Source organism: Pseudoalteromonas sp. S1610, assembly GCF_005887465.1.
Taxonomy (GTDB): Bacteria; Pseudomonadota; Gammaproteobacteria; order Enterobacterales; family Alteromonadaceae; genus Pseudoalteromonas; species Pseudoalteromonas undina.
Genome location: NZ_PNDI01000054.1, coordinates 14310 through 36748, shown reverse-complemented (window position 1 = coordinate 36748; position 22439 = coordinate 14310). Strand labels below are relative to the sequence as shown.

The window sequence follows — 22439 nt, the reverse complement described above, 5'->3', positions numbered from 1 at the left end:
TAGGCGGATGGTTATTGCATGCATATTCTAACTGAAGGCTTTGCAGGTGTCAGTGTTTTGCAGCTCAGCTAATACAAATAGCTCGCTTACAATCAGCAATGGTTGATTTATTTTAAATCAGCCCAAGCTCTATTATATGAGTAATTCAGTAGTTACAAACTGTCTATCAGTAAAGTGACCTGCATTATCCAACAGCGCATTAAATACGTATAAACAAGGAGTAACCTATGTTAGGCGAAGACCATTCATTAACTAAAGACTTTCCTGATTACACGCAAACAATTGCAAAACTCAATGCAAATGATGAAAACTTTGCTACTAAAGCAAAACAATACAATGAAATCGATAAAGAAATTCGGGTACTTGAACTACAAGACTCACCTATCGATGACGAAGCTATGCAGCAGCTAAAGCACGACAGAATGGTATTAAAAGATTGGTTACATCAACAATTAACGAGTACTAATTAATCACTATTGCTTGGCGTCTATTAAATAATAGGCGCCAAAATTTAATTATCATTTCCCTCTCCTACCCTCTGCTAATCTATAATTTTAACCATTATGGTGCAAAAGCATTGCTATTCGTTTAGCTTAAAGACAAGCTATCTTTATCTAAATTAAACAACGTTATTTTTTATGGCTAAATACTTACTCTCGATTGATCAAGGAACGACAAGCTCTCGGGCTATTTTATATAGCAAAGATGCACAGGTGATAGGGAGTGCTCAACAAACCTTCCCTCAGCATTTTGTAAAAAATGGTTGGGTTGAACACGACCCTGTAGATATTTGGCAAACTGTATTAACCAGCGTCAAAAACCTCTTAGCGCAGCAACAAGTAACTGCCGCCGACATAATTGCCATCGGCATTGCTAATCAGCGAGAAACCACTTTAGTGTGGAATAAAAAAACTGGGCAACCTATTTATAACGCGATTGTATGGCAAGACCGACGCACCAGTGAATATTGCGATAGTTTACGCCATGCTGGGCATACGAAAATGGTGAATGATAAAACCGGTTTAGTACTCGACCCTTATTTTTCTGCAACCAAAGTTCGTTGGATTTTAGATAACGTCACCGGCGCTAAAGAGCAAGCACACGCAGGTGAACTAGCATTTGGCACGGTAGATACCTACTTATTGTGGCAATTAACCGACGGTAAAGTGCACAAAACCGATGCCACTAATGCCTCACGAACTTTACTGTTTAATATTCATCAGCAATGCTGGGATGAAGAATTACTGGCTTTATTTGATATCCCACTGGCTATGTTACCTGAGGTAATGGACTCAGCGGCTGATTTTGGGGTAACAAGCAGCGAGTTGTTCGGTAGTGAAATTCCTATTTGTGGTATTGCTGGCGATCAGCAAGCGGCTTTAATTGGTCAAGCCTGTTTTGAAGAAGGTATGGCAAAAAGCACCTACGGAACAGGCTGCTTTTTAATGCTTAACACTGGCGATAAAGCACTAAAATCAAATAATCGTTTATTAACCACTCTTGCATATCGGCTCAACGGCAAACCAACCTATGCAATTGAAGGCAGCATTTTTATGGCTGGTGCCACCATGCAATGGATAGTAGAAGGCCTAAAACTATTAGAAAACGCAGGTGAAAGTGAAGCCCTTGTCAAAGGTGTTCCCTTAGATCATGGGGTGTTTTTAGTGCCCTCGTTTACCGGCTTAGGAGCGCCCTATTGGGATGCAAATGCAAGAGGCGCTATTTTAGGCCTAACCCGAGATTCAGGCATTAGTACTATTGTGGCAGCTGCCTTACAGTCGGTGGGTTATCAAACCAAAGATTTACAAAAAGCCATGGAGGGTGACGGACTTCGCCCTAGTATTTTAAGGGTTGATGGCGGCATGGCAAACAATAATTGGGCCATGGCATTTTTAGCTAACATTTTAGGCGCAAGCGTTGAACGCCCAACCTTGACCGAAACCACTTCATTGGGGGTTGCCTACTTAGCAGGCCTGCAAACTGGGGTATATGAATCTACTGCGCAGCTTGCCAACATGTGGAAAAGCGATCGTCGCTTTGAACCAACCATGAGCAGTGAAGAGCGCAACGATTTATACGCAAAGTGGCTACATTGCATTGCACAAGTTAGACTTTCTAATAGCACTGACGACGAGAGAGACTAAACACTGGGAAATCTATGAGCGCACACGACAACGAATATGACTTACTCATTATTGGCGGCGGTATTAATGGCGCTGGCATTGCAGCCGATGCTAGTGGTCGTGGCTTAAAAGTACTCTTATGTGAGCAGAACGATTTAGCCTCTGCTACCTCTTCTAATAGCAGCAAACTTATTCATGGCGGGCTTCGCTATTTAGAGAACTATCAATTTAGATTGGTAAGAGAGGCCTTGCGTGAGCGTGAAGTACTGTTAAAAAAAGCACCTCATATTATGTGGCCACTGTCTTTTCGACTGCCGCACCAAGCACATTTGCGTTCGCCATGGATGATTCGCATGGGGTTATTTATTTATGACCATCTAGCCTGGCGTAATACTTTACCCGCTTCAAAGGCGATTGAGTTTAACAGCGATAGCGTACTTAACAGCAGCATCACCCAAGGCTTTGAATACGCAGACGGCTGGGTTGATGACGCACGTTTAGTGATTTTAAACGCACAAGCAGCGCATAATTTTGGTGCCACCATTGCAACACGCACGCGCTGTATTAAAGCCATCCGTAACGCAGACTATTGGGATGTGAGTTTAGAGCAGCAAGCCAGCAAACAACACCTAAACATTAAGGCTAAAAGTGTTGTAAATGCTGCAGGCCCTTGGGTAGCATCATTATTTGAAGATGTATTTACCCAGCCCACACCACATACTGTTCGTCTTGTGAAAGGCAGTCATATTGTGGTGCCTCGAGTTCATAGCCAGCCGGTTGCCTATATTTTACAAAACGAGGATAACCGTATTGTATTTGTGATTCCTTATGAGCAAGATTACTCACTAATTGGCACCACTGATGAAGAGTATTCCGGCGATATTGCTGATGTAAAAATTAGTGAGCAAGAAATCGAATACCTGATCAGTATTACTAATCATTACTTTAAAAAGCCAATAAGCGAAGCGGATATTGTGCACACATTTAGTGGCGTGCGCCCGCTGTTAGATGACAAATCAACAGATGCCCAAGCGGTCACCCGCGATTACAAATTGATATTAAATAATGAAGCTGATCACGCCCCATTATTAAGCGTGTTTGGTGGCAAAATTACCACTTATAGAAAGCTTGCAGAAAATGCCGTCAATAAGTTAGCGCCTTTTTACCCAAAAATGAGTGGCTCGTGGACGAAAAAAACCCCTTTACCAGGCGGCGACTTTAGTAACCAAGCATACCTTATCGCTCAGTTAGAAAGCAGCTATCCTTGGCTGCCAACCGACACCTTAAAACGTATGGCTCGCAGCTATGGTACGCTTAGTTTTCAATTATTGGGTAAAAGCCAAGCAATCGGCGATTTAGGTTATCACTTTGGCCATGGCTTATATGCAAAAGAAGTTGATTACTTAGTTAACCATGAATGGGCAAAAAACAGCGCAGATATATTGTGGCGCAGAACTAAGCTCGGACTACGCTTTACTGAAAAACAAGTCATTGCCTTAGGGCAATATTTGACTAAACATCCTGCTTGCCACAACTAAACTGCGATTAACTCGTTGCAACAAGGTGCTGTGATGAGTGAGCGCCTTACTTTAACCGAAACCACCTCACTGGGGGTGACTTACTTAGCAGGATTACAAACTGAGGTGTATGAATCAACTGCGCAGCTTGCCAAGCGTTCGTCGCTTTGAACCAAGTATAAGCAGTGAAGAGCGCAACGATTTATACGCAAAATGGCTACATTGTATTGCATTGAACAAGTTAGACTTTTCAATAGCACTGACGACAAGAGTGAGCAAGTAAACACAAGAATACTTATGGGCGCACACAATAATACTAAAAGTACCTGCAATGTCGTACTTCGATTAATCAAAATTACAAAGAAGCCTCAAAAACATCTGGATGACGGCTAGCTAAAGTAATAATCTCATCTATGATGACTCTTATTTTAGGCAGAATGTAAGGTGTTTTTAGCCAAACAATACTGATGGGTGCTCCTTCGCCATTGAATTTCTCTAATACAGGGCATAATTGCCCATCATCAAGGTATTGCTTCACTAACCATACTGGTAGTTGAGCTAAACCTGCACCAGATAAAGTCGATTGCAAAATACCTTCACAGTCGGCTATCTCATGACGTGCTGAAATATCAACAGATTCGGTTGCCCCTTTAGCATTTTTCAGCAGCCAACTATGCCTTTGTCCTATAGGCCAACCGACGATGCAATCATGTTGAGCAATATCTTCTTTTTTGGTAATCGGTGCTCGCGTTGCTAAATAAGAGGGAGAGGCACATATCACCCTTTTTTGCTCCCCTATTTTACGTGCAACAATATCGCCCGAGTTTTCTAAGTGACCAACTCGAATCGCAAGATCAATCCCATCACTAACTAAATCCGTAGGACGGTCATTAAAGGTAATAGATAGATCTAATTGCTCGAACTTGGACGTTAATTCTAGCAACTTGGGTAGGATTGCTCTTCTACCGAGAACTGCGGGTAAATCAATACGCACACGCCCTGATGGCAATAACTGTTGATTGCTTAAGCGCTTCTCTGCTTCCTCTAAAATGGTCATCGCTTTAAGGCAGTCGGCTAAATAGGAATCCCCATCATTGGTTAACGCGATACGTCGAGTTGTTCGATGAAGGAGTTTGGTGCCTAGCTGTTTTTCTAGTCGAGCAACGCTTTTACTTAAAGCTGAACCGGTCATTCCAAGCGCTTGAGCCGCAAGGGTAAAACTCCCCAACTGCGCAACGATGACAAAGTGACGAACTTCTATAAATTGGCTTTTTAACATCATTAATTCCCCACAGGACTTTGTGTTTATCATTTTAAAGACTTAATAAACCAATGTGAATCGATTATTCTGCATACATCAACGAGATTATTCACATCAACTAATTTTAATTAAGGTAAACATAATGAATAACTTCAATAGATTCAGTGGGAAGGTTGCTTTTATCCAAGGTGGCAGTCGCGGTATTGGTGCCGCCATTGTTGAGAGGTTGGCATTGGAGGGAGCGTCTGTTGCTTTTACATTTGTGTCATCTCACGAAAAAGCTAAAGCGCTTGCTGAGAACTTAACTTCACAAGGTAGCAAAAAAGTCATCGCAATAAAGGCGGATAGCACTAAGCCTGAAGATATCAGAAATGCAATCAGCGAAACCATAGAACAACTTGGTCAAATTGATATTGTCGTAAATAACTCAGGTACGCTGATCTGGGACAGTATTGAAAAATTGACAATGGATGATTGGGACAAGACCATTAATACCAATGTAAGAAGTGTGTTTGTGGCTATTCATGAAGCCGCGAAGCATATGAATAATAACGGCAGAATAATTAATATCAGTAGTACGAACGCTCAGCGCATTCCTTTTGCTGGCGGTTCTATATATGGAATGAGTAAGTCTGCACTAACCGGATTGGTTAAAGGTCTCTCTCGCGATCTAGGCTCTAGAGGCATTACAGTTAATAACATTCTTCCTGGTCCAGTGGATACTGACTTAAACCCAGACAATGGCGATACTTCGGAGCCTGTAAAAGCAATAGGTGCACTTGGTCGTTATGGTCAAGTTGAGGAGATTGCTAGCTTAGTTGCATTCGTTGCTAGCTCAGAAGCGGGTTATATCACTGGCGCTGACTTGATGATCGACGGTGGATTTTCCGCTTAATCAAGATATGCGGTCGAGTAGCTCGTGATTTATCAATCTAACTTCAGCAATCATCGATACATGGTCAGTAAAGAGAAGTACTATGGTTGGCCTATTGCAAGGCCAACCTTTTTAGCATACCTACAAATAGCAATTAGCTGTCACAACATAAAAATCCAATATTAAATACTGAGCCCACAAAAAAGAGGCTACCAATCGACACCTTAAAACGTATAGCGCGCAGCTATGGCACACTTAGTTAACCATGAATGGTTAAGAACTAACGCAGATATATTGTGGCGCAGAACTAAGCTCGGACTACGCTTTACTGAAAAACAAGTCATTGCCTTAGGGCAATATTTAACTAAGTCATAGCTAAACTGCGATTAACTCGTTGCAACAAGGTGCTGTGTTAATGCAGCTTTTTCATCAGCCGAAAGCATTTGCTTTGTTTTGCTGGCGAAGTCATAACGTACCATGACCGTTTTACCAATAGCACAGCACTTATCTTGCTGCCAGGCTTCTTGGCGGATCACAAATGAGCTATTACCAATCTGCTCTATGCTGGAGTTAATTGTCACTTCATGGGCATAAAATAACTCGCCGACAAACGACACTTCAACCTTAGCAATAATTAACTTCCAGTTGTGAGGATTAAGATCAGGGGTAAAAAATTTAAAAATAGGTACTCGGGCGGCTTCAAACCAAACAGGGAGTACGGTATTGTTGATGTGTCCGAGTGCATCCGTTTCGCTAAAGCGCGGCATCACTTTTTCAGTAAACATAATAATCCATAATAATTAAACAGGTAACTCATGACGGACTTTATCCGCGTGTATGACAACGCGCTCAGCAGTGACTTTTGCGATAACTTTATCACTACCTTTTCTCAAAGCCCGCATATTAAACAAGGGATGACATCGGGCGGCGTTGATCTTAATAAAAAAGATAGCCACGACCTGCACTTAAACAATCATCCTGAATACGCAGAACAATTAAAACATATTCAACAAACCACTGCACAGTATGTTTTTAAATACATCGAAGAACATATTTTTATGATGATTGGGGCATTTGGTTTAAAAGTGTATCACCCAAAAACAGGCCAGCCGGTAGATTTGACTCATGCCAATTATGACGAAGTAGGTAAACCACAACTTCCTTTATTGGTGCAACAAATTTTTAGGCTCGGTAATATTCAAGCACAAAAATATGAGGTCAATAAAGGGGGCTATCCGTATTGGCATAGTGAGGTGTATCCGCAGTTACAACATAATGAAGCCCTGCATCGGGTATTGTTATTTATGTTTTATTTAAATGATGTTGAAGAAGGCGGAGAAACCGAGTTTTATTATCAAAATCGTAAAATAGCCCCTAAAAAAGGCAGCATGGTGGTTGCTCCAGGATATTTCACGCATACACATAGAGGCAATAAGCCAGTATCAAATGATAAGTATATTTTAACCTCATGGGTTTTGTTTAATCGAGCAGAGCAAATATATGGAACGCCACAAAGCTAGGTAATCAGCCAATAAAAAAGCCATAAGTAATTTTTACTTATGGCTTTAAAAAGTATTGAATAAATAAGGGATTAACCTAGTAGCTCATCAAACAAATTAAAGAGCGTGTCGATTTCTTCTAGGGTGTTGTAGTGCATGCACCCAATGCGTACTACGCCGCCCTTATCAAGCACACCCAGTTGTTTGCATAAACCTTGGGCGTAAAAATTACCATCCCATACACATACATGCTGTTTGCCCAAAAATTCAGACACTTGGCGAGGCTCTAACCCTTCGAAGGTCAGTGCAAACGTAGGGGTACGCTCACTTAAGCGTTCTAAGTCATCAATACCAAACAATTTAATACGCGGGTAATTAACCAGGCGTGTTAAAAAGTATTCACTAAGCGCCATCTCGTGTTGTTTCGTTTTTTCAAACGCAACACGCAGTTTTTCTCGGCGTGAGTGACTGTCATCAAGTTCGCTAATTGCCGCAATATAATCAACCGCCGCAATAAAGCCCGCTAGTGCTTCAAAACTTTGTGTGCCAGTTTCCCAACGACCAGGAGCAATATCTTTTGCTGGCTCTACTTTATAAGGTGTAAACCCTTCTAAATGCGAAGCTTTACCGTAAACCATGCCTAAGTGCGGGCCAAAAAACTTATATGCAGAACACGCTAAAAAGTCACAATCTAACGCTTGCACATCGATTAGTTCATGAGGGGCATAATGCACAGCATCAACATATACCAATGCACCGACATTGTGCGCAAGCTCTATAATGCGTTTAATATCGTTAATAGAGCCAGTGGTATTTGATGCATACGTAACGGCAACCAATTTAGTGTTAGCGTTTAATAAGCTTTCAAAATGCACCATATCTAAACTGCAATCGGCTTCGTTAATTAGCGCAGTGTTAACCACTGCACCTTTATCTTCAGCGGCTTGCTGCCAAGACGATACATTTGAAAAATGATCTGCATTGGTGACAATAATTTCATCGCCTGCTTGCCAACTGCGTGAAATCGCGCGGCTGAAGCTAAACGTAAGGCTGGTCATATTCGGGCCAAACACAATATTTTGTGCACTAGGGGCATTTAACAAATCAGCCGCCGCTTGACGCGCATTAGCCATTAGCTCAACCGTTTTGTCACTTGAGAAAAACGCACCGCCCAAGTTTGAATTGTAATGCCCTAAATAAGCGGTCATGGCACTCAGTACCGGCTGGGGTACTTGTGAGCCACCTGGCCCATCTAAAAATACCGGTGACTTGCCATCAACCGTTTGCATTAAAGCAGGAAATTGCGCGCGCAATTGCATTAAATTCATTTTATTTCTCTTAAGCAGTTAGTACAAAACAATCCAGATAACCTGGTTTATTAGCATCAATTTTGTTCATTGGCGTGGCGTTATGCCATACCTGACGGTCGTTAATTAGTGCAAACATGCCGTCTTTTATTTCCATTTTAAAACAAGGTTCAGCTTGTTGGTTTTCATAAACCAATAGCTCACCACCTTCTAAATTCTCATGAGAAACACCACATACACACACATGATCAAACCCGTCTTGATGCACACCTTCTGGGGCTGCTGGCGTGTCGCTATCAATGGCAAGCATTCTAAATTGGTGAATTTCAATATCACGGTCTGCATCAATACCGGTAATCGCACAAAATTCTCTAACAATACTTTTCATACCCTCAGACTCAAGCAAGCTTTGCTCTAAATTTTCGTAAGTACGTTCAACATTACCTTGAAAGGTATTAATTGAATCGTCTTGCACAAACGCTTTAGTCGCTTGAAGATTGAGCTCACCATTTTGTAGTTTAACTACTGAATAACGGCGTTTGCGAAACGCACCATCTGCATATGGGTTTGCAGGTAAGTTATCAAAAGAAGGCTTAACCAAATCAATGTTGGCTTGGTTAATAAAACGAAGTTGCAGTAAATTCTGGTTGTTTAATGCGGTCATAAAATCCTGCTTATAATAATGATAATATTGGCAGGGATTTTAATGCATATAGCGAGGATTTTTTGCTTTATTATTCAACTAAAAAGCAAATAATACTTAAATTTAATTCAATATAAGATTATTAAAGCATGAATAATCCAAATTAAATTCAAACGACAAAAAACCCGCCGAAGCGGGCTTTTCATTCAAACTCTATTAACTATACAGCTTGCTGAATAATTACGTTGTCTGCTTTTTTAGTGTATTGAGGCATACGGTGGAAGTTCAAGTAACGGTAGGTATCTGCTGCCGTTGCATTGATTTTCGCTGCATATTCTTGGTACTCAGCCGGAGTAGGTAATTTACCTAAAATTGCCGCTACTGCCGCCAGCTCTGCTGAAGCTAAGAACACATTTGCGCCGGTACCTAAACGGTTAGGGAAATTACGTGTTGAGGTAGACACAACCGTTGCTTTATCTGCAACACGTGCTTGGTTACCCATACACAGTGAACACCCAGGCGTTTCAATACGTGCTCCAACACGACCAAAGATACCGTAGTAACCTTCGTCCGTAAGCTGGTCTTTGTCCATCTTAGTTGGCGGTGCAACCCAAAGCTGTGTTGGAATACGACCAGTAAAACCATCAAGTAATTTACCTGCGGCACGGAAGTGACCAATGTTAGTCATACAAGAACCGATGAATACCTCATCAATTTTCTCGCCTGTCACGTCAGATAGTAAACGCGCATCATCAGGGTCATTTGGCGCACAAAGTACTGGCTCTTTAATATCAGCTAAGTCGATTTCAAGCACATGCTTGTACTCAGCATCTTTATCCGCTTCCATTAGTTCTGGGTTAGCTAGCCATTCTTGCATTGCTGTAATACGACGTTCGATTGTACGTACATCACCGTAGCCTTCAGAAATCATCCACTTAAGCATAACAATGTTAGACTCAAGGTATTCGCTGATCGACTCTTTAGAAAGCTTAACAGTACAACCTGCTGCTGAGCGCTCTGCTGATGCATCTGATAGTTCAAATGCTTGCTCAACAGTTAAGTGCTCAACTCCTTCAATTTCTAGTATACGACCAGAGAACTCGTTGATTTTACCTTTCTTCTCAACCGTTAATAGCCCTTCTTTAATACCGTAGTAAGGGATGGCATGAACGAGGTCACGCAACGTGATACCAGGCTGCATTTCACCTTTAAAACGAACCAAAATCGATTCAGGCATATCAAGTGGCATAACACCTGTTGCTGCTGCAAATGCGACCGCACCTGAACCCGCTGGGAATGAAATACCTAATGGGAAACGAGTATGTGAATCACCACCGGTACCTACGGTGTCTGGTAATAACATACGGTTCAACCATGAGTGAATTACACCATCACCAGGACGAAGCGATACACCGCCACGGTTCATGATGAAATCAGGAAGTGTATGATGCGTATTTACGTCAATTGGTTTAGGGTAAGCCGATGTATGACAGAAAGACTGCATGGTTAAATCTGCAGAGAAGCCTAAACAGGCTAAGTCTTTAAGCTCATCACGTGTCATAGGACCCGTGGTATCTTGCGAGCCAACCGTAGTCATTTTTGGTTCACAGTATTGGCCTGGGCGAATACCGGCAACATTACATGCTTTACCCACCATTTTTTGCGCAAGCGTAAAGCCTTTATCTGACACTTCAGTAACTGCTGGTACTTTAAATACGTCAGTTGCACCTAAACCCAGTGATGTACGTGCTTTGTCTGTAAGACCGCGACCAATGATCAGTGGAATACGACCACCAGCACGAACCTCATCAAGAATGACCTCTGATTTAAGTGTGAACGTAGAGATCACGTCATCAGTACCGTGACGTTTAACAACCCCTTCATAAGGGTAAATGTCGATTTGGTCACCCATGTTGAATTCATCAACATTTAATTCGATTGGTAATGCACCCGAGTCTTCCATTGTATTGAAAAAGATAGGCGCAATCTTGTTACCTAAACAGACACCACCTACGCGCTTATTTGGTACAAATGGGATATCAGCACCCATAAACCAAAGCACGGAGTTAGTAGCAGATTTACGTGAAGACCCGGTACCAACAACATCACCTACGTAAGCAAGTGGTAAGCCTTTAGTTTTTAATTCTTCAAGTTGAGTGACAGGACCTACTTCACCGTTTTTATCAGGGTTAATGCCATCACGTTCTGTTTTAAGCATCGCTAGTGCGTGAAGTGGAATATCAGGACGTGACCATGCATCTGGAGCGGGTGATAAGTCATCCGTGTTTGTCTCACCAGTGACTTTAAATACAGTAACCGAGATCTTTTCAGCAACAGCTGGCTTATTAGTAAACCACTCTGCGGCAGCCCAAGACTCAATGATTTGTTTGGCGTATGTATTACCTGCTTTTGCTTTTTCTTCTACATCGTAAAACGCATCAAACATTAATAATGTGTTTGCAAGGCCCTTAACTACGATTGGCGCTAACGCTTCGTCATCAAGTAGGTCAACCATTGGCGCGATATTGTAGCCACCAAGCATAGTACCTAGCAATTCAGCTGCTTTTTCTTTAGAAAGAAGTGGAGAAACGGCTTCACCTTTTGCAACAGCCGCTAAAAAACCAGCTTTAATGTAGGCTGCATCATCAACACCCGGCGGTACACGATTGATTAGTAGTTCTAGGACGAATTCTTCTTCACCTGCCGGTGGAGTTTTAATTAGCTCAATAAGATCAGCCGTTTGCTGAGCATCTAATGGCGCTGGTACGATACCTAACGCGGCACGTTCTTCTACGTGTTTACGATATTCTTGTAGCACAGTATTGCCCTCTTGGTGACGTGAAAGTATTCGGTAGTGTTTACAAAACACACTATAACCCAATACTTATAGTATTCTAACGCTCGATTATAAAGCTTTTATACATAGATTAAAATCCATCCACTTGGGCAACTAGTTATATCGATTATTAATAATATGAATAGTGAATTTCATAAAATCAACTTTCATGAATACTTATTAACAGCCATAAAAAAACCCAGCATAAGCTGGGTTTTTACTTAATTAGCAACTATTAACGTAGTACTTTTACACGTTTAATAGATTTTACGTGTGCTTCAACACGACGGTTTTCAGCGTGTGCTTGTGCCGTATTCGCTTCATTTTTAAGGCGTTCTTCGCCTAAGCCAGCTGTTGTAATGCGATCTTCTGCAATACCATCAGCAATTAGCTTTTTAGCTACTGCATCAGCACGTTTTTTAGATAACCATTTATTGTAAGACGCTTTACCTACTGCAGACGTATGACCTTCAAGAAGTACAGTTGTATCTGGGTACTCTTTTAAGAAAGACGCTACTTCGTCAATATCATTTAAGTACTGCTGTGAAACTGACGAGTCATTGTTAGGGAATGTTACTAACAAGCTTACTGTTACTTCAGTATCTTCATAAAGTGTACAACCATCACTATCAACCGCATCTGTCATCGGTGTGTTAGCACATTTGTCATCTACATCAGGAATGCTATCTTTATCAGTATCAGCAAGTGTTACCGGCACTGGAACAATTTCTGGCTCTGGTTGTGGTGCAGGCTCAACTGGTGCTACTGGCGCTGATTTTTGGCCGAAAAAGTAGTTAATACCTAATTTTGCGCCAACATCTGTGTAGCCTTTGTCTAAACCTTGGTAAACACTGGTTTCAGCATTTACAAAGAAGTTGTCTGTAACAAAGTGTCGGTAACCTACACCTGCATTTACAAACGTGTTGTCATCAACAACATCAATGTCTTTCAGACCGAATAAACCGTAAAAAGAGCCGCCGCCAAAGTGGTAAAGCGCATCGATACCGTAACGTTCGCCGTCAATATCGTTGCGGTTGTTAAGTACTTTGTCATGTGCATTAAAATCTAGGTCTGCGTATTCTAAACGTGCGCTCCAGTAATCATTAAAGCGGTAACCTAATTCAGCACCCCAACCTGTTGACTCATTAACGTCAAGGCCAGCCTGCTCACGCATGTTTTTCCACGAAGCATCGTAGTAATCACCGAACGCACCAATGTAAAAACCTTCTTGTTCGGCAGCAAAAGTAGATGCGCTAGTTGCAGCTAACGCTATGGCAATTGTAAGTGATTTTAATTTCATTGTTTTCTTCCCATTTTAACAACTAAAAATGTAGCTAAGCATTGCTAGCTCTTCTAACTTACCTATACAGTAACTGAGCCTTTGTTAATCAATACTTAACGCAAATATATTTTTTCAATATCTTAGGATAATAAAACTAGCCCATAAAAAATGTTACTGAACAAAGACTAGCTCAAAAAGCAAACAATCGCTTTAAACCCCATACGATCACTAGCCTTTATGGATGTTATGGTATCATTCGTTCATAGTTTGCTCTATGAATGAACATCGCAGGGGTAAAAAATGACCTTTTATATTCATTTTAAAATGCAATAAACCATACTTAAGTACCGCAAAAAGTACGATAATTCTTATCATCTTCGGGCGGCGTTTGAAACTCAGTGGCCTGCGCATGGCTTGTGTAAGGGCTCGACATCACTTTGCTAAAACGACTGAGTAGCTCACTATCCCCATGCGTAGTGTACTGAGTAATAATATCTTCAATAATATGGTTACGTGGGATCACGCTCGGATTGGCTTGTCGCATCACTTGATAGCTGTGCTCATTAGTTCGTGTTTGCCATTGCTGTGCCCAAGAGGTAAGTGCTGATGGTATTTCAGCTTGCCCATTTAACGACTCAGTGAGTGCATTAAAAGTATTGGTATAATCAAGCTGGTGTTCTTTTAATAGCCCTAGTAACTCCCCCACCAGCTCATTATCTTTATCATCAGCTATTGTTAGCCCTAACTTTTGTGCCCACATAGCGCTAAATTGCTGATTAAATTGGGTCGAAAAGTCTGCAATGATAGGTGTCAGCATTGCTACGGCTTGCTCATCGTCGTCACTTATTAGTGCCATTAGACTCTCTGCTAAGCGAGCACAGTTCCAACTCGCCATGTTTGGCTGATTACCAAATGCGTAACGCCCTTGCTTATCAATAGAGCTAAACACGGTATCAAAATCAAACTGGTTCATCATGGCACATGGACCGTAATCTATGGTTTCACCACTAATTAAGGTGTTGTCGGTATTCATTACCCCATGAATAAACCCCACCCTCATCCAACTTACGACTAAGTTAACTTGATTGGTTATCACTGCGGCTAGAAAATCCAAGTATCGCTGGGCGCCAGTGCTGTTAATTTCAGGGTAATGTCTTTGAATGGCTAAATCGGCTAAGTTTTTTAGACTGGTCAAATCGCCTTGGGTAGCTAAATATTGAAACGAGCCAACTCGAATATGACTACTCGCGAGTCGCGTTACAATAGCGCCAGGTTGAGGCGGGTTACGATAAACAGTTTCACCACTACCAACCACGGCTAAACAACGCGTAGTAGGAATGCCAAGCGCATGCATTGCTTCGCTCATTACGTACTCACGAATAGCAGGACCTAATGCACAGCGCCCATCTCCACCACGCGAGAATGGCGTAGCGCCAGCGCCTTTTAATTGCAAATCCCAAAGCTGGTTTTTATCATCACTGATCGCGCCAAGTAAATGCGCTCGGCCGTCTCCTAAGCGTGGAGAAAAATGACCAAACTGATGACCCGAATACCCTAATGCAACTGCAGAAACTGCTTGAGGTTCATTTCCACTGAATATATTTGCTCGAGAATCAGCATCCACTTGTATATTAAATTGCTCAGCTAGGGGTTCATTCCATAACAATAACTGTGGTGCGGTCACCTTGGCTGGATGATCGCTAATAGCAAACCCCTCACCAATATCGGTATACCTTGGCACTAATTTCATGTTTAATCCTATTGTTTTTGGCTGATACCTACGCGATTGTCGCCTACACCATAAGCGACAATTAAGCTTAGCTCTTGCATGCTTAAGCCGCTTTGCTGCTGCAGTTCATTAAAGAATGCCTGCGCCGCACTTAGTGACTTTTTAGTTTGTAATCCGCCATCTATAATTTTATGGGCACGCAAATAGCTTTCTACATCTCTTGAAAGTAAAAAAGTATCTTTCCCCAAGGCACGCAGTGCATAAGGACCAGTATTACCACCCAGCCTTGCACCATGTTTTTTTAAATACGCCCACAAACCAATAATATCTTCACTTGGCCAGTTAGCAATAAACTGACTAAAACTGCCGTGTTGCTCTGCAACTTCATGGATCATATACGCATTATCAGTAATGGTTTTTACTTTTTTATAATTGCGCACTATTCGTTCGTCACTGGCTTTTTGTTCTAACATGTCTGGTGGCATCATCAATAATTTTTCAACACTGAAATCCCAGAAAACCTCTCTAAATCCGGCCCACTTACTGTTGATCACCGACCAATAAAAACCACTTTGAAAAACTTTCCGAGTAAATTCTTCTAGCCAATCATCATCACTTAATGTGACGAGTTGCTTTGTTGATAAAGGTTTTGCGAGTAACAACTTAAGCATTTTTTCAGAGCCCTTTCGCTCCACTGCACGCTTATAAATATCGCTAAATTTTTCCATCTACTTAATACCTTACTTCGACCATGAAACTAGTTTACGAGAAAAGCAGCCAATACGTAACCGTTGCTATTATCGATGAACTATTCTGTATTTAGTCACTTGACACCTAGACGGCTAAAGTGGTTTAATCGCCACACTTACCCTATTACATTGTATTTGCTGATTGATTTTTCAATAGCAAGTGCAAAGGGCTGGAAGAGGTGCGTTATTCAGGTAGCGTATGTTAGGAGCGCAAACTCCATTGAGCATACGTGAGGGGAATTAACGCCGAGAGGTAACACTTTTTTGTGAAAGATTACTTCGGGCGACTAGGTTGAATCCTAGCGACTGTCACCAATAACATATTTGGTGGAGAGCTTCTGGTCTTAGTATAATAAGGCCGTGCGCCCTATTATTTAAGCCCATTCGCTCTTCGAATTATAAATACATTCAAAGAGTCAGGCACCCTAAATACCCGCCAATAACTCGACGAATGCCCTATAAGTTCGTGAGAGATGATCAACAACTTCAATATTAACAATTTCCATTTATGGACTGCGCTGATCACCCCATTTGATGAAAATGGCCTAGTTGATTACGCAACCTTAGACACCTTGGTGGCCGAACAAGAAGCCGCTAACAACGGCATTTTATTACTTGGTAGCACTGGCGAAGGGTTAGCCCTGACCCTAAAAGAGCAGCAAGCCATCGTAGAGCATGTTTGCCAATTACAGCCGAGCGTCCCGCTTATGGTCGCAGTCGGTGGTAGTAACTTAAAGCAGCAGCTTGAATGGGTTAACTACTGCAACCAACTGCCTATTCATGGTTTTTTACTTGGCTCGCCTTTGTACGCCAAACCCGGTGCAGTGGGGCAAACGCATTGGTTTGAAAGCCTGCTCAATGCCAGTTCTCATCCTTGTATGCTTTATAACGTACCAGGACGTAGTGCGGTTAGCATTCCCCTTGCAACCATTGAAAACCTCAAACAACATAAAAATTTATGGGCACTCAAAGAAGCCAGTGGCTGTATTTCTCAATTTGAAGCCTATCGACAAGCAGCGCCTGAACTAGCCATTTTTAGTGGTGACGATGCCCTCATGCCTTATTTTGCCCAAGCAGGTGCAAAAGGTTTAGTGTCGGTTGCAGCCAATGCATGGCCAGTGCAAACCCATGAGTTTGTAAAGCGCAGTTTAAGCGGCCAACACCCTAATCTTTTTGTCCAGTGGTCTAGCGCTATCAATAGCTTATTTTCAGTAGCAAACCCTATCCCAGTCAAAGTGTTAATGCATTTACAAGGGCGTATTAGCAGTCCGCATTTACGTCCACCTTTAACACACCTTGAGCTGACACACACCGATGACATTTCATCGGCAAACAACACCATTTTATCTTGGCATTAAATACAGGTTTTTATAATGAGCTGGTTAGAACTATTAAATAATTTAGAAACGGGCGCAGTTCGCGCAGCAACACAAGACGAAAACGGCCAATGGCACGCTAACGTAGAAGTAAAGCAAGGCATTTTAGAGGCATTTAAAAACGGCACTAACATGGAGTTTCCTGGTGGCTTTGTAGATAAACATAATCTAGCGCCGCAATGCTTTGAAGCCACAGCAGGCGTTCGCATGGTGCCAGGTGGTTCAAGTGTGCGCCGTGGTGCACATGTTGCCAAAGGCACTATTATTATGCCACCTGCGTACGTAAATATTGGGGCCTTTATTGACGAGGGGACTATGGTAGATAGCCACGCATTGGTTGGCTCATGTGCGCAAGTGGGTAAAAATGTTCACTTGAGCGCCGCGGTACAATTAGGCGGGGTACTTGAGCCCATTGGCGCAAGCCCTGTGGTCATAGAAGACGATGCATTCATTGGTGCAGGCTGTGTGATTGTTGAAGGCGTGGTAGTTAAAAAAGGCGCGGTACTTGCCCCTGGTGTTCGCTTATCGGCAACCATCCCTGTTTATGACTGCGTTAATGAGCGTCAGCTTGATAAAGGCGAAGCAATCCCTGAATACGCGATTGTGATCCCAGGCTCTCGCCCTGCGTCAAACGACTGGGCGCGTGCTCAAGGCTTGAGTATGTCGTGTGCCTTAATTGTTAAATACCGGGACGAGCAAAGTGACGCGTCATTATTGCTTGAAGAGGTTTTACGTTAATGACCTTTTTGAGCACGCCCGTTAAAAGCGCTATTGATGAGCTTTCGAGTAAACTCGATACTCCATTTTTTGTCTACGACCTTGACTCACTAGATGCGCACCTTGCGCACTTAGTGGCGCAAACCGAAGTAAAGCTTTGGTATGCGGTTAAAGCCAATCCCCTATCTAAAGTGATACAAAGTTTAGATAACGCTGGTTTTAACTTTGATGTTGCAAGTAAAGGCGAACTTGAGCAAGTACTTGCCCAAGGAATTAACAGCGAGCGCGTGCTCAACACGGGCCCTGCTAAAAGCCCAAAACAAATTAAACATTTTATTGCACGTGGCGTACGCACCTTTGTGGCAGAAAGTCTTAATCAGGTGCGTTGGTTAAACGAACAAGCGACTGCCCAGCAGTGTCAGTTACAGGTTTTGCTGCGTGTTCAATTACGCTGGCCCGAGGGTGATAAAAACCCACTAGGTGGCGACAGCCTTACCCCATTTGGGCTTGGCTGCGATGAATGGCAATCGCTAACTACTAATGACTACACAGCACTGAGCTTTGATGGCCTACATATTTTTCAGTGGGGCAATATGCTCAGCAGCGACAAACTTGCAGATCTGTGGGCGCAAATGATTGCGCCGTTAAGGCAACTTGCTGAGCATTTAAGTATTAACCTTAATATTCTGGATTTAGGTGGCGGCTTAGGTATTCCTTACACCCTTAATGATCCGACTTTAAGCTGGGATGCATTAATAGCAGCCCTTGCAAAGATTAAACGCGATGCGGGTGTTAAAGAGCTGTGGATGGAACTAGGTCGCTATGCTGTAGGCGAATGCGGCCACTACGCCACACCGGTGGTTGAGCGCAAATTAAACTACGGCCAACAGCAGGTAATTATGAGCGGCGGTATTAATCACTTATTGCGCCCTGCGGTTACTAATCAAGACTTTCCTGCGCGTTTATTACGTGATTCAAACGCAGCAAACCAAGCAATGAGCCTATACGGACCTTTATGTACAGCGCTGGATTGCTTAGGGGAGCACCAATTACCGAGCGATTTAAATGAACATGACTGGCTGGTGTTTAGTCAATGCGGTGCTTATGGTTTTACCGAAAGTATGCCGTACTTTTTGTGCCATGAACTGGCCGGTGAATATGTTATACACCATGGCGAAATCAACTGTATTCGCCAAGCAGAAGATGCAAGCCACTACTTGAGGTAATAAAAATGAATAACACCACAGCTATAAGCCAGGAAAATATTGTAGTTGGTGAAGTGGCAAATGGCCTACCACTGACCATTCCTGTCTATCGTTTAAAGGGCGATGGCACAGGCCCAAGTGTGTATATACAAGCTAATATGCATGGCGCCGAAGTACAAGGTAACGCGGTTATTTATCAGCTACTTGAACAGCTAAAAAACCTTAATTTAAAAGGTGATATTACCTTAGTTCCCTACGCTAACCCCATTGGCTGTAATCAAAAATCGGGCGAATTTACGCTTGGCCGATTCGACCCTATTACGGGGACTAATTGGAATCGTATGTATCACTGTAATAATCAGCTTGCATCACAGTTTGCAAAGCAATACTACGACGCTGACGATACAGCTCTAAAAACAGCGTTTAAAACCGCGTTAATTAATGATGTTGAGCAGCAACTTAATGGCCCAGACTATCGTTTAACAACGGGTAAACGCATAGCGCTAAACTTACAAAGACTAGCGCATCAAGCTGATATTGTTTTAGATTTACACACTGGCCCTATTTCTAGTCAGCACTTATATTGTCCTGAATATGCCACAGAAAGTGCCCGTTACTTTAATATTCCCCATGTGCTAGTGATCCCTAATGACTTTGATGGCGCAATGGATGAAGCGAGCTTTTGTCCATGGTGGCAACTTAGCGAGCAACTTGCTCAGCAAGGCCGAAATTTTAACGTACAAGTTGAAGCCTTTACGGTAGAGCTGGGAAGCCAAGAAAAAATAGATTTAAGCGCGGCGTTTAATGATGCTCAAAGTATTTTAAGTTATTTAAATCATAAGCAAGTATTTGTTGATGCGCCCTACAAGCCAAAAGTGATGACAAGGTATGGCTGCCAACTAAATGATTATATTGCTTACTATGCACCTATGGGTGGCATGGTTGAATACTTAGCCCCTCTTGGTGGGCACATTAAAGCGGGCGAACCTATAGCTAAAATACTGCGAATGGAACGCTACCTAAGCGAACAACCACTGCAAACATTAAGCTTTGATCTTGATGCGATTGCGATATTGCATTTTGCCTCAGCTAGTGTGAACCAAGGCACTGAACTTTATAAGTTTTTTACAAACGTTTTTGAGCTCTAGCTCACCCCTTCTCATTGCGTGAGAGTCTAACTAGCGAGCTATTAGCTAGTTATCCAGTAAAAGCGACTTAGGTCGCTTTTCTTTTTGCTTTATTAAAGTTCAGGACAAATTCACCGTATACGTGTTAAAAATGCGTTATAATCACCACAAATCTGTTACTTCCCTCACTTACAAAGGAATTATAATGAGTTGGCGCCACTGGATACTACTCTCAACATTACTAAGTACTGCTGTTATTGCTGAAGAAACAGCAAAAAACGAGCAAAACAATGAACTTGAGCTGGTTAAACAATGTATATTAAATGAAGTGATAGGTGGAGACGGTAAGCAAACCCTCGATCAATTGCGCGAAAAATGCTCTGCAGTTGAAGAAAGCAAGCAGCTAACAGCTATCGATAAACGCCAAGCCCGTGAAGCGGTTGGCAAAAAGAATCGTAATGTAATTACGCCGCATAAACGTAATTATATTTTACCGGTTTCTTATATGTCGAACCCAAACACTCGCCCGTTTGATGGATTTGCAGAATTAACCGATAAAAAAGATGGCGACCCTCTCGATAACCTAGAAGCTAAATATCAGTTATCAATTAAAGTACCTTTGTATGATGAGTTTGCCGACCCAGACCAAGCTATATTTTTTGGCTTTACTCTGCAGTCATACTGGCAAGTATACAACGACGATATTTCTTCTCCCTTTCGAGAAACTAATTACGAGCCAGAAATTTTCTGGATTAATTACTTAGACCCTGAAAACGTTTTATGGGGCGATGAAATGGCAATAGCTATTGGTATTTCGCACCAATCTAATGGCCGAAGTCAGCCAAACTCGCGTTCTTGGAACCGTATTTATGCCGATTTCATTTGGGAAAATGACGGCTTTGTATTCAGCTTTAAGCCTTGGTACCGCATTCCTGAAAACAAAAAGCCTGCGCCGTTAGATGCACGAGGTGACGATAACCCTGATATCTATAAATACATGGGTTACTTTGAATTTGGTGGCGCGTATCGCTTTCACGATCATGAATTTAGTTTTATGACTCGTAATAATTTAAATTCAGATAACCGCGGGGCAATTCAGCTTGATTGGTCATTCCCTCTATGGGGAAGAGTACGCGGCTATGCGCAGTATTTTAATGGCTATGGTGAGAGTTTAATAGACTATAACGCCGATATTGAACGCTTTGGTGTCGGTATATTACTGACTGATTTACTGTAATAACCGCTAATAAAAAAAGCCAAGCAACTCGCTTGGCTTTTTCGTTTATTCTTATTACTTTTTAACCACAAACTGCCCTTCAAACTGAGCAACTACTTGATCACCATCAAAAATGGTTACTGGCACTAAATAGCTCGCCTTACCCGCCTCTTGTAACTCTATTAAGTTACCTTTACAGGTTTGAATATCAACACAGCCTTTAGGGTCGGTATTCAGTGGTTTTAAATATTTAATATTAGCATCGGCTAACACTATATTACCCTCAAGTCCGGCTTCTTTTAATGCTAAGTACGTTGCTCCCCAACCCGTTAGTGTAGCTAGACTGTAAATAGAGCCTGCAAACATGGTGTTGTGTAAGTTTAAGTTAGCATTTAAATCTGCACGAGTAGTAAATTGCCAATCAGTGTAGCTTTCTACTTTTATCCCCATTGCATCACTAATAGGGATTGATTCACGCCATGTATTTTGCAGTACTTGAGTCCAATTAGGGTGACGAAACCAACCTGGCTCACTCGGCTTGAGCTTAACCATTTTATAATGTTGAACATCACCATAGGCTAAATGCGCTTTTTCTTTATTTTCGTAGCCATGGCGCTGATAAAATTCCAGAGCACGTTCGCGAGCAAACAGCACTAATTCATCAGCATCTTGATTCCACGCTATTTTTTCTAGCTCATGTAATAAGCGGCTACCAATATGTTGATTACGGTTACCCTCTGCAACCGCCATATAACGTACTTGAGCTTGTTGCTGATTATTAAAGTGCAAACGCGCCACACCCAATACTTCACCTGCTTTATTTTTAATAAAGCGGTGTTCAGCTTCTTGCTCTAAATCGTCTTGCTCAGAACCACGAGGTTCGCCCCATGGTGCACGTAAAACTTGCCAGCGTAATTGATAATAGGCTTGCCAGTCTTCACTACTTTGAGGGGTGCTCACTTGAAACATACAGACTCC

Annotated in this window: 20 protein-coding genes, 1 pseudogene and 1 riboswitch; of the genes and pseudogenes, 12 read left to right on the top strand and 9 right to left on the bottom strand. The window is 42.2% G+C overall.

What is annotated here, in order from left to right:
* Window positions 1-227 precede the first annotated feature (227 nt).
* From CWB77_RS15755 to CWB77_RS15740, 4 genes and pseudogenes are all read left to right on the top strand, one after another.
* Window positions 228-470, top strand: coding sequence for an HP1242/YdcH family protein (locus tag CWB77_RS15755; RefSeq protein ID WP_054202764.1), 243 nt, complete (start codon window positions 228-230; stop codon window positions 468-470).
* 168 nt (window positions 471-638) lie between these two features.
* The gene (glpK, locus tag CWB77_RS15750) at window positions 639-2144 is read left to right on the top strand and encodes a glycerol kinase GlpK (protein WP_138623543.1); all 1506 of its coding nucleotides are present in this window, start codon (window positions 639-641) and stop codon (window positions 2142-2144) included.
* A gap of 14 nt (window positions 2145-2158) precedes the next feature.
* Window positions 2159-3661: a glycerol-3-phosphate dehydrogenase gene (gene glpD, locus CWB77_RS15745; RefSeq protein ID WP_138623541.1), complete on the top strand. Its 1503-nt coding sequence runs from the start codon at window positions 2159-2161 to the stop codon at window positions 3659-3661.
* A 39-nt stretch (window positions 3662-3700) separates the two neighbouring features.
* Window positions 3701-3872, top strand: a pseudogene (locus CWB77_RS15740) (glycerol kinase); the annotation flags it as partial.
* Window positions 3873-3995: 123 nt separating this feature from the next.
* Here CWB77_RS15740 and CWB77_RS15735 read toward each other — a convergent pair.
* Window positions 3996-4919: a LysR family transcriptional regulator gene (locus tag CWB77_RS15735; RefSeq protein WP_138623577.1), complete on the bottom strand. Its 924-nt coding sequence runs from the start codon at window positions 4917-4919 to the stop codon at window positions 3996-3998.
* A gap of 124 nt (window positions 4920-5043) precedes the next feature.
* On the opposite strand from CWB77_RS15735, the gene CWB77_RS15730 reads away from it, so the two are divergent.
* A complete protein-coding gene (locus tag CWB77_RS15730) occupies window positions 5044-5796 on the top strand; it encodes a 3-oxoacyl-ACP reductase family protein (RefSeq protein ID WP_138595596.1) in 753 nt (250 codons plus the stop codon).
* Between the two features lie 225 nt (window positions 5797-6021).
* Complete coding sequence (locus tag CWB77_RS18750) at window positions 6022-6150, top strand: hypothetical protein (RefSeq protein WP_258306477.1); 129 nt, start codon at window positions 6022-6024, stop codon at window positions 6148-6150.
* An 11-nt stretch (window positions 6151-6161) separates the two neighbouring features.
* On the opposite strand, the gene CWB77_RS15720 is transcribed toward CWB77_RS18750, so the two are convergent.
* Entirely contained in the window at window positions 6162-6560 is a 399-nt protein-coding gene (locus CWB77_RS15720) for an acyl-CoA thioesterase (protein WP_010392057.1), read from the bottom strand.
* 30 nt (window positions 6561-6590) lie between these two features.
* Here CWB77_RS15720 and CWB77_RS15715 point away from each other — a divergent pair, with 30 nt between their 5' ends.
* Window positions 6591-7295 (top strand): 2OG-Fe(II) oxygenase, encoded by a 705-nt coding sequence (locus tag CWB77_RS15715; protein WP_010392055.1) that lies wholly within the window; start codon window positions 6591-6593, stop codon window positions 7293-7295.
* Between the two features lie 71 nt (window positions 7296-7366).
* On the opposite strand, the gene CWB77_RS15710 is transcribed toward CWB77_RS15715, so the two are convergent.
* From CWB77_RS15710 to CWB77_RS15685, 6 genes are all read right to left on the bottom strand, one after another.
* Window positions 7367-8602, bottom strand: a complete 1236-nt coding sequence (locus CWB77_RS15710) for a cysteine desulfurase-like protein (protein ID WP_138623539.1) — start codon at window positions 8600-8602, stop codon at window positions 7367-7369.
* 10 nt (window positions 8603-8612) lie between these two features.
* A complete protein-coding gene (locus CWB77_RS15705) occupies window positions 8613-9245 on the bottom strand; it encodes a 2OG-Fe dioxygenase family protein (RefSeq protein ID WP_138623537.1) in 633 nt (210 codons plus the stop codon).
* Between the two features lie 199 nt (window positions 9246-9444).
* Window positions 9445-12042, bottom strand: a complete 2598-nt coding sequence (gene acnB, locus CWB77_RS15700) for a bifunctional aconitate hydratase 2/2-methylisocitrate dehydratase (protein WP_138623575.1) — start codon at window positions 12040-12042, stop codon at window positions 9445-9447.
* A 253-nt stretch (window positions 12043-12295) separates the two neighbouring features.
* Complete coding sequence (locus CWB77_RS15695; RefSeq protein WP_138623535.1) at window positions 12296-13360, bottom strand: OmpA family protein; 1065 nt, start codon at window positions 13358-13360, stop codon at window positions 12296-12298.
* A 322-nt stretch (window positions 13361-13682) separates the two neighbouring features.
* Window positions 13683-15092, bottom strand: a complete 1410-nt coding sequence (locus tag CWB77_RS15690) for a protein adenylyltransferase SelO (RefSeq protein ID WP_054202773.1) — start codon at window positions 15090-15092, stop codon at window positions 13683-13685.
* Window positions 15093-15100: 8 nt separating this feature from the next.
* Complete coding sequence (locus CWB77_RS15685) at window positions 15101-15799, bottom strand: DNA-3-methyladenine glycosylase I (protein ID WP_010392041.1); 699 nt, start codon at window positions 15797-15799, stop codon at window positions 15101-15103.
* 187 nt (window positions 15800-15986) lie between these two features.
* Window positions 15987-16166, top strand: a riboswitch (Lysine riboswitch).
* Window positions 16167-16293: 127 nt separating this feature from the next.
* On the opposite strand from CWB77_RS15685, the gene dapA reads away from it, so the two are divergent.
* The 5 genes from dapA (at window position 16294) to CWB77_RS15660 (ending at window position 21482) form a co-directional block, all read left to right on the top strand.
* A complete protein-coding gene (gene dapA, locus CWB77_RS15680) occupies window positions 16294-17178 on the top strand; it encodes a 4-hydroxy-tetrahydrodipicolinate synthase (RefSeq protein WP_138623533.1) in 885 nt (294 codons plus the stop codon).
* 15 nt (window positions 17179-17193) lie between these two features.
* Window positions 17194-17934 (top strand): 2,3,4,5-tetrahydropyridine-2,6-dicarboxylate N-succinyltransferase, encoded by a 741-nt coding sequence (locus CWB77_RS15675; RefSeq protein WP_109875684.1) that lies wholly within the window; start codon window positions 17194-17196, stop codon window positions 17932-17934.
* Window positions 17934-19139: a PLP-dependent decarboxylase gene (locus tag CWB77_RS15670; RefSeq protein WP_138570130.1), complete on the top strand. Its 1206-nt coding sequence runs from the start codon at window positions 17934-17936 to the stop codon at window positions 19137-19139. Before CWB77_RS15675 ends, CWB77_RS15670 begins: the two co-directional genes overlap by 1 nt.
* Before the next feature lie 5 nt (window positions 19140-19144).
* Window positions 19145-20266, top strand: a complete 1122-nt coding sequence (locus CWB77_RS15665; protein ID WP_138623531.1) for a succinylglutamate desuccinylase/aspartoacylase family protein — start codon at window positions 19145-19147, stop codon at window positions 20264-20266.
* Window positions 20267-20450: 184 nt separating this feature from the next.
* Window positions 20451-21482 (top strand): phospholipase A, encoded by a 1032-nt coding sequence (locus CWB77_RS15660; RefSeq protein WP_076922681.1) that lies wholly within the window; start codon window positions 20451-20453, stop codon window positions 21480-21482.
* A 54-nt stretch (window positions 21483-21536) separates the two neighbouring features.
* Here CWB77_RS15660 and CWB77_RS15655 read toward each other — a convergent pair whose 3' ends face one another.
* A complete protein-coding gene (locus CWB77_RS15655; RefSeq protein WP_010392028.1) occupies window positions 21537-22430 on the bottom strand; it encodes a bifunctional GNAT family N-acetyltransferase/hotdog fold thioesterase in 894 nt (297 codons plus the stop codon).
* Window positions 22431-22439: the final 9 nt, after the last annotated feature.

Bases quoted from the DNA above. Each gene is read 5' to 3' on its own strand.
- CWB77_RS15755 (WP_054202764.1), top strand. From the start codon at position 228: ATGTTAGGCGAAGACCATTCATTAACTAAAGACTTTCCTGATTACACG.
- glpK (WP_138623543.1), top strand. From the start codon at position 639: ATGGCTAAATACTTACTCTCGATTGATCAAGGAACGACAAGCTCTCGG.
- glpD (WP_138623541.1), top strand. From the start codon at position 2,159: ATGAGCGCACACGACAACGAATATGACTTACTCATTATTGGCGGCGGT.
- CWB77_RS15735 (WP_138623577.1), bottom strand. From the start codon at position 4,919: ATGTTAAAAAGCCAATTTATAGAAGTTCGTCACTTTGTCATCGTTGCG.
- CWB77_RS15730 (WP_138595596.1), top strand. From the start codon at position 5,044: ATGAATAACTTCAATAGATTCAGTGGGAAGGTTGCTTTTATCCAAGGT.
- CWB77_RS18750 (WP_258306477.1), top strand. From the start codon at position 6,022: ATGGCACACTTAGTTAACCATGAATGGTTAAGAACTAACGCAGATATA.
- CWB77_RS15720 (WP_010392057.1), bottom strand. From the start codon at position 6,560: ATGTTTACTGAAAAAGTGATGCCGCGCTTTAGCGAAACGGATGCACTC.
- CWB77_RS15715 (WP_010392055.1), top strand. From the start codon at position 6,591: ATGACGGACTTTATCCGCGTGTATGACAACGCGCTCAGCAGTGACTTT.
- CWB77_RS15710 (WP_138623539.1), bottom strand. From the start codon at position 8,602: ATGAATTTAATGCAATTGCGCGCGCAATTTCCTGCTTTAATGCAAACG.
- CWB77_RS15705 (WP_138623537.1), bottom strand. From the start codon at position 9,245: ATGACCGCATTAAACAACCAGAATTTACTGCAACTTCGTTTTATTAAC.
- CWB77_RS15695 (WP_138623535.1), bottom strand. From the start codon at position 13,360: ATGAAATTAAAATCACTTACAATTGCCATAGCGTTAGCTGCAACTAGC.
- CWB77_RS15690 (WP_054202773.1), bottom strand. From the start codon at position 15,092: ATGAAATTAGTGCCAAGGTATACCGATATTGGTGAGGGGTTTGCTATT.
- CWB77_RS15685 (WP_010392041.1), bottom strand. From the start codon at position 15,799: ATGGAAAAATTTAGCGATATTTATAAGCGTGCAGTGGAGCGAAAGGGC.
- dapA (WP_138623533.1), top strand. From the start codon at position 16,294: ATGATCAACAACTTCAATATTAACAATTTCCATTTATGGACTGCGCTG.
- CWB77_RS15675 (WP_109875684.1), top strand. From the start codon at position 17,194: ATGAGCTGGTTAGAACTATTAAATAATTTAGAAACGGGCGCAGTTCGC.
- CWB77_RS15670 (WP_138570130.1), top strand. From the start codon at position 17,934: ATGACCTTTTTGAGCACGCCCGTTAAAAGCGCTATTGATGAGCTTTCG.
- CWB77_RS15665 (WP_138623531.1), top strand. From the start codon at position 19,145: ATGAATAACACCACAGCTATAAGCCAGGAAAATATTGTAGTTGGTGAA.
- CWB77_RS15660 (WP_076922681.1), top strand. From the start codon at position 20,451: ATGAGTTGGCGCCACTGGATACTACTCTCAACATTACTAAGTACTGCT.
- CWB77_RS15655 (WP_010392028.1), bottom strand. From the start codon at position 22,430: ATGTTTCAAGTGAGCACCCCTCAAAGTAGTGAAGACTGGCAAGCCTAT.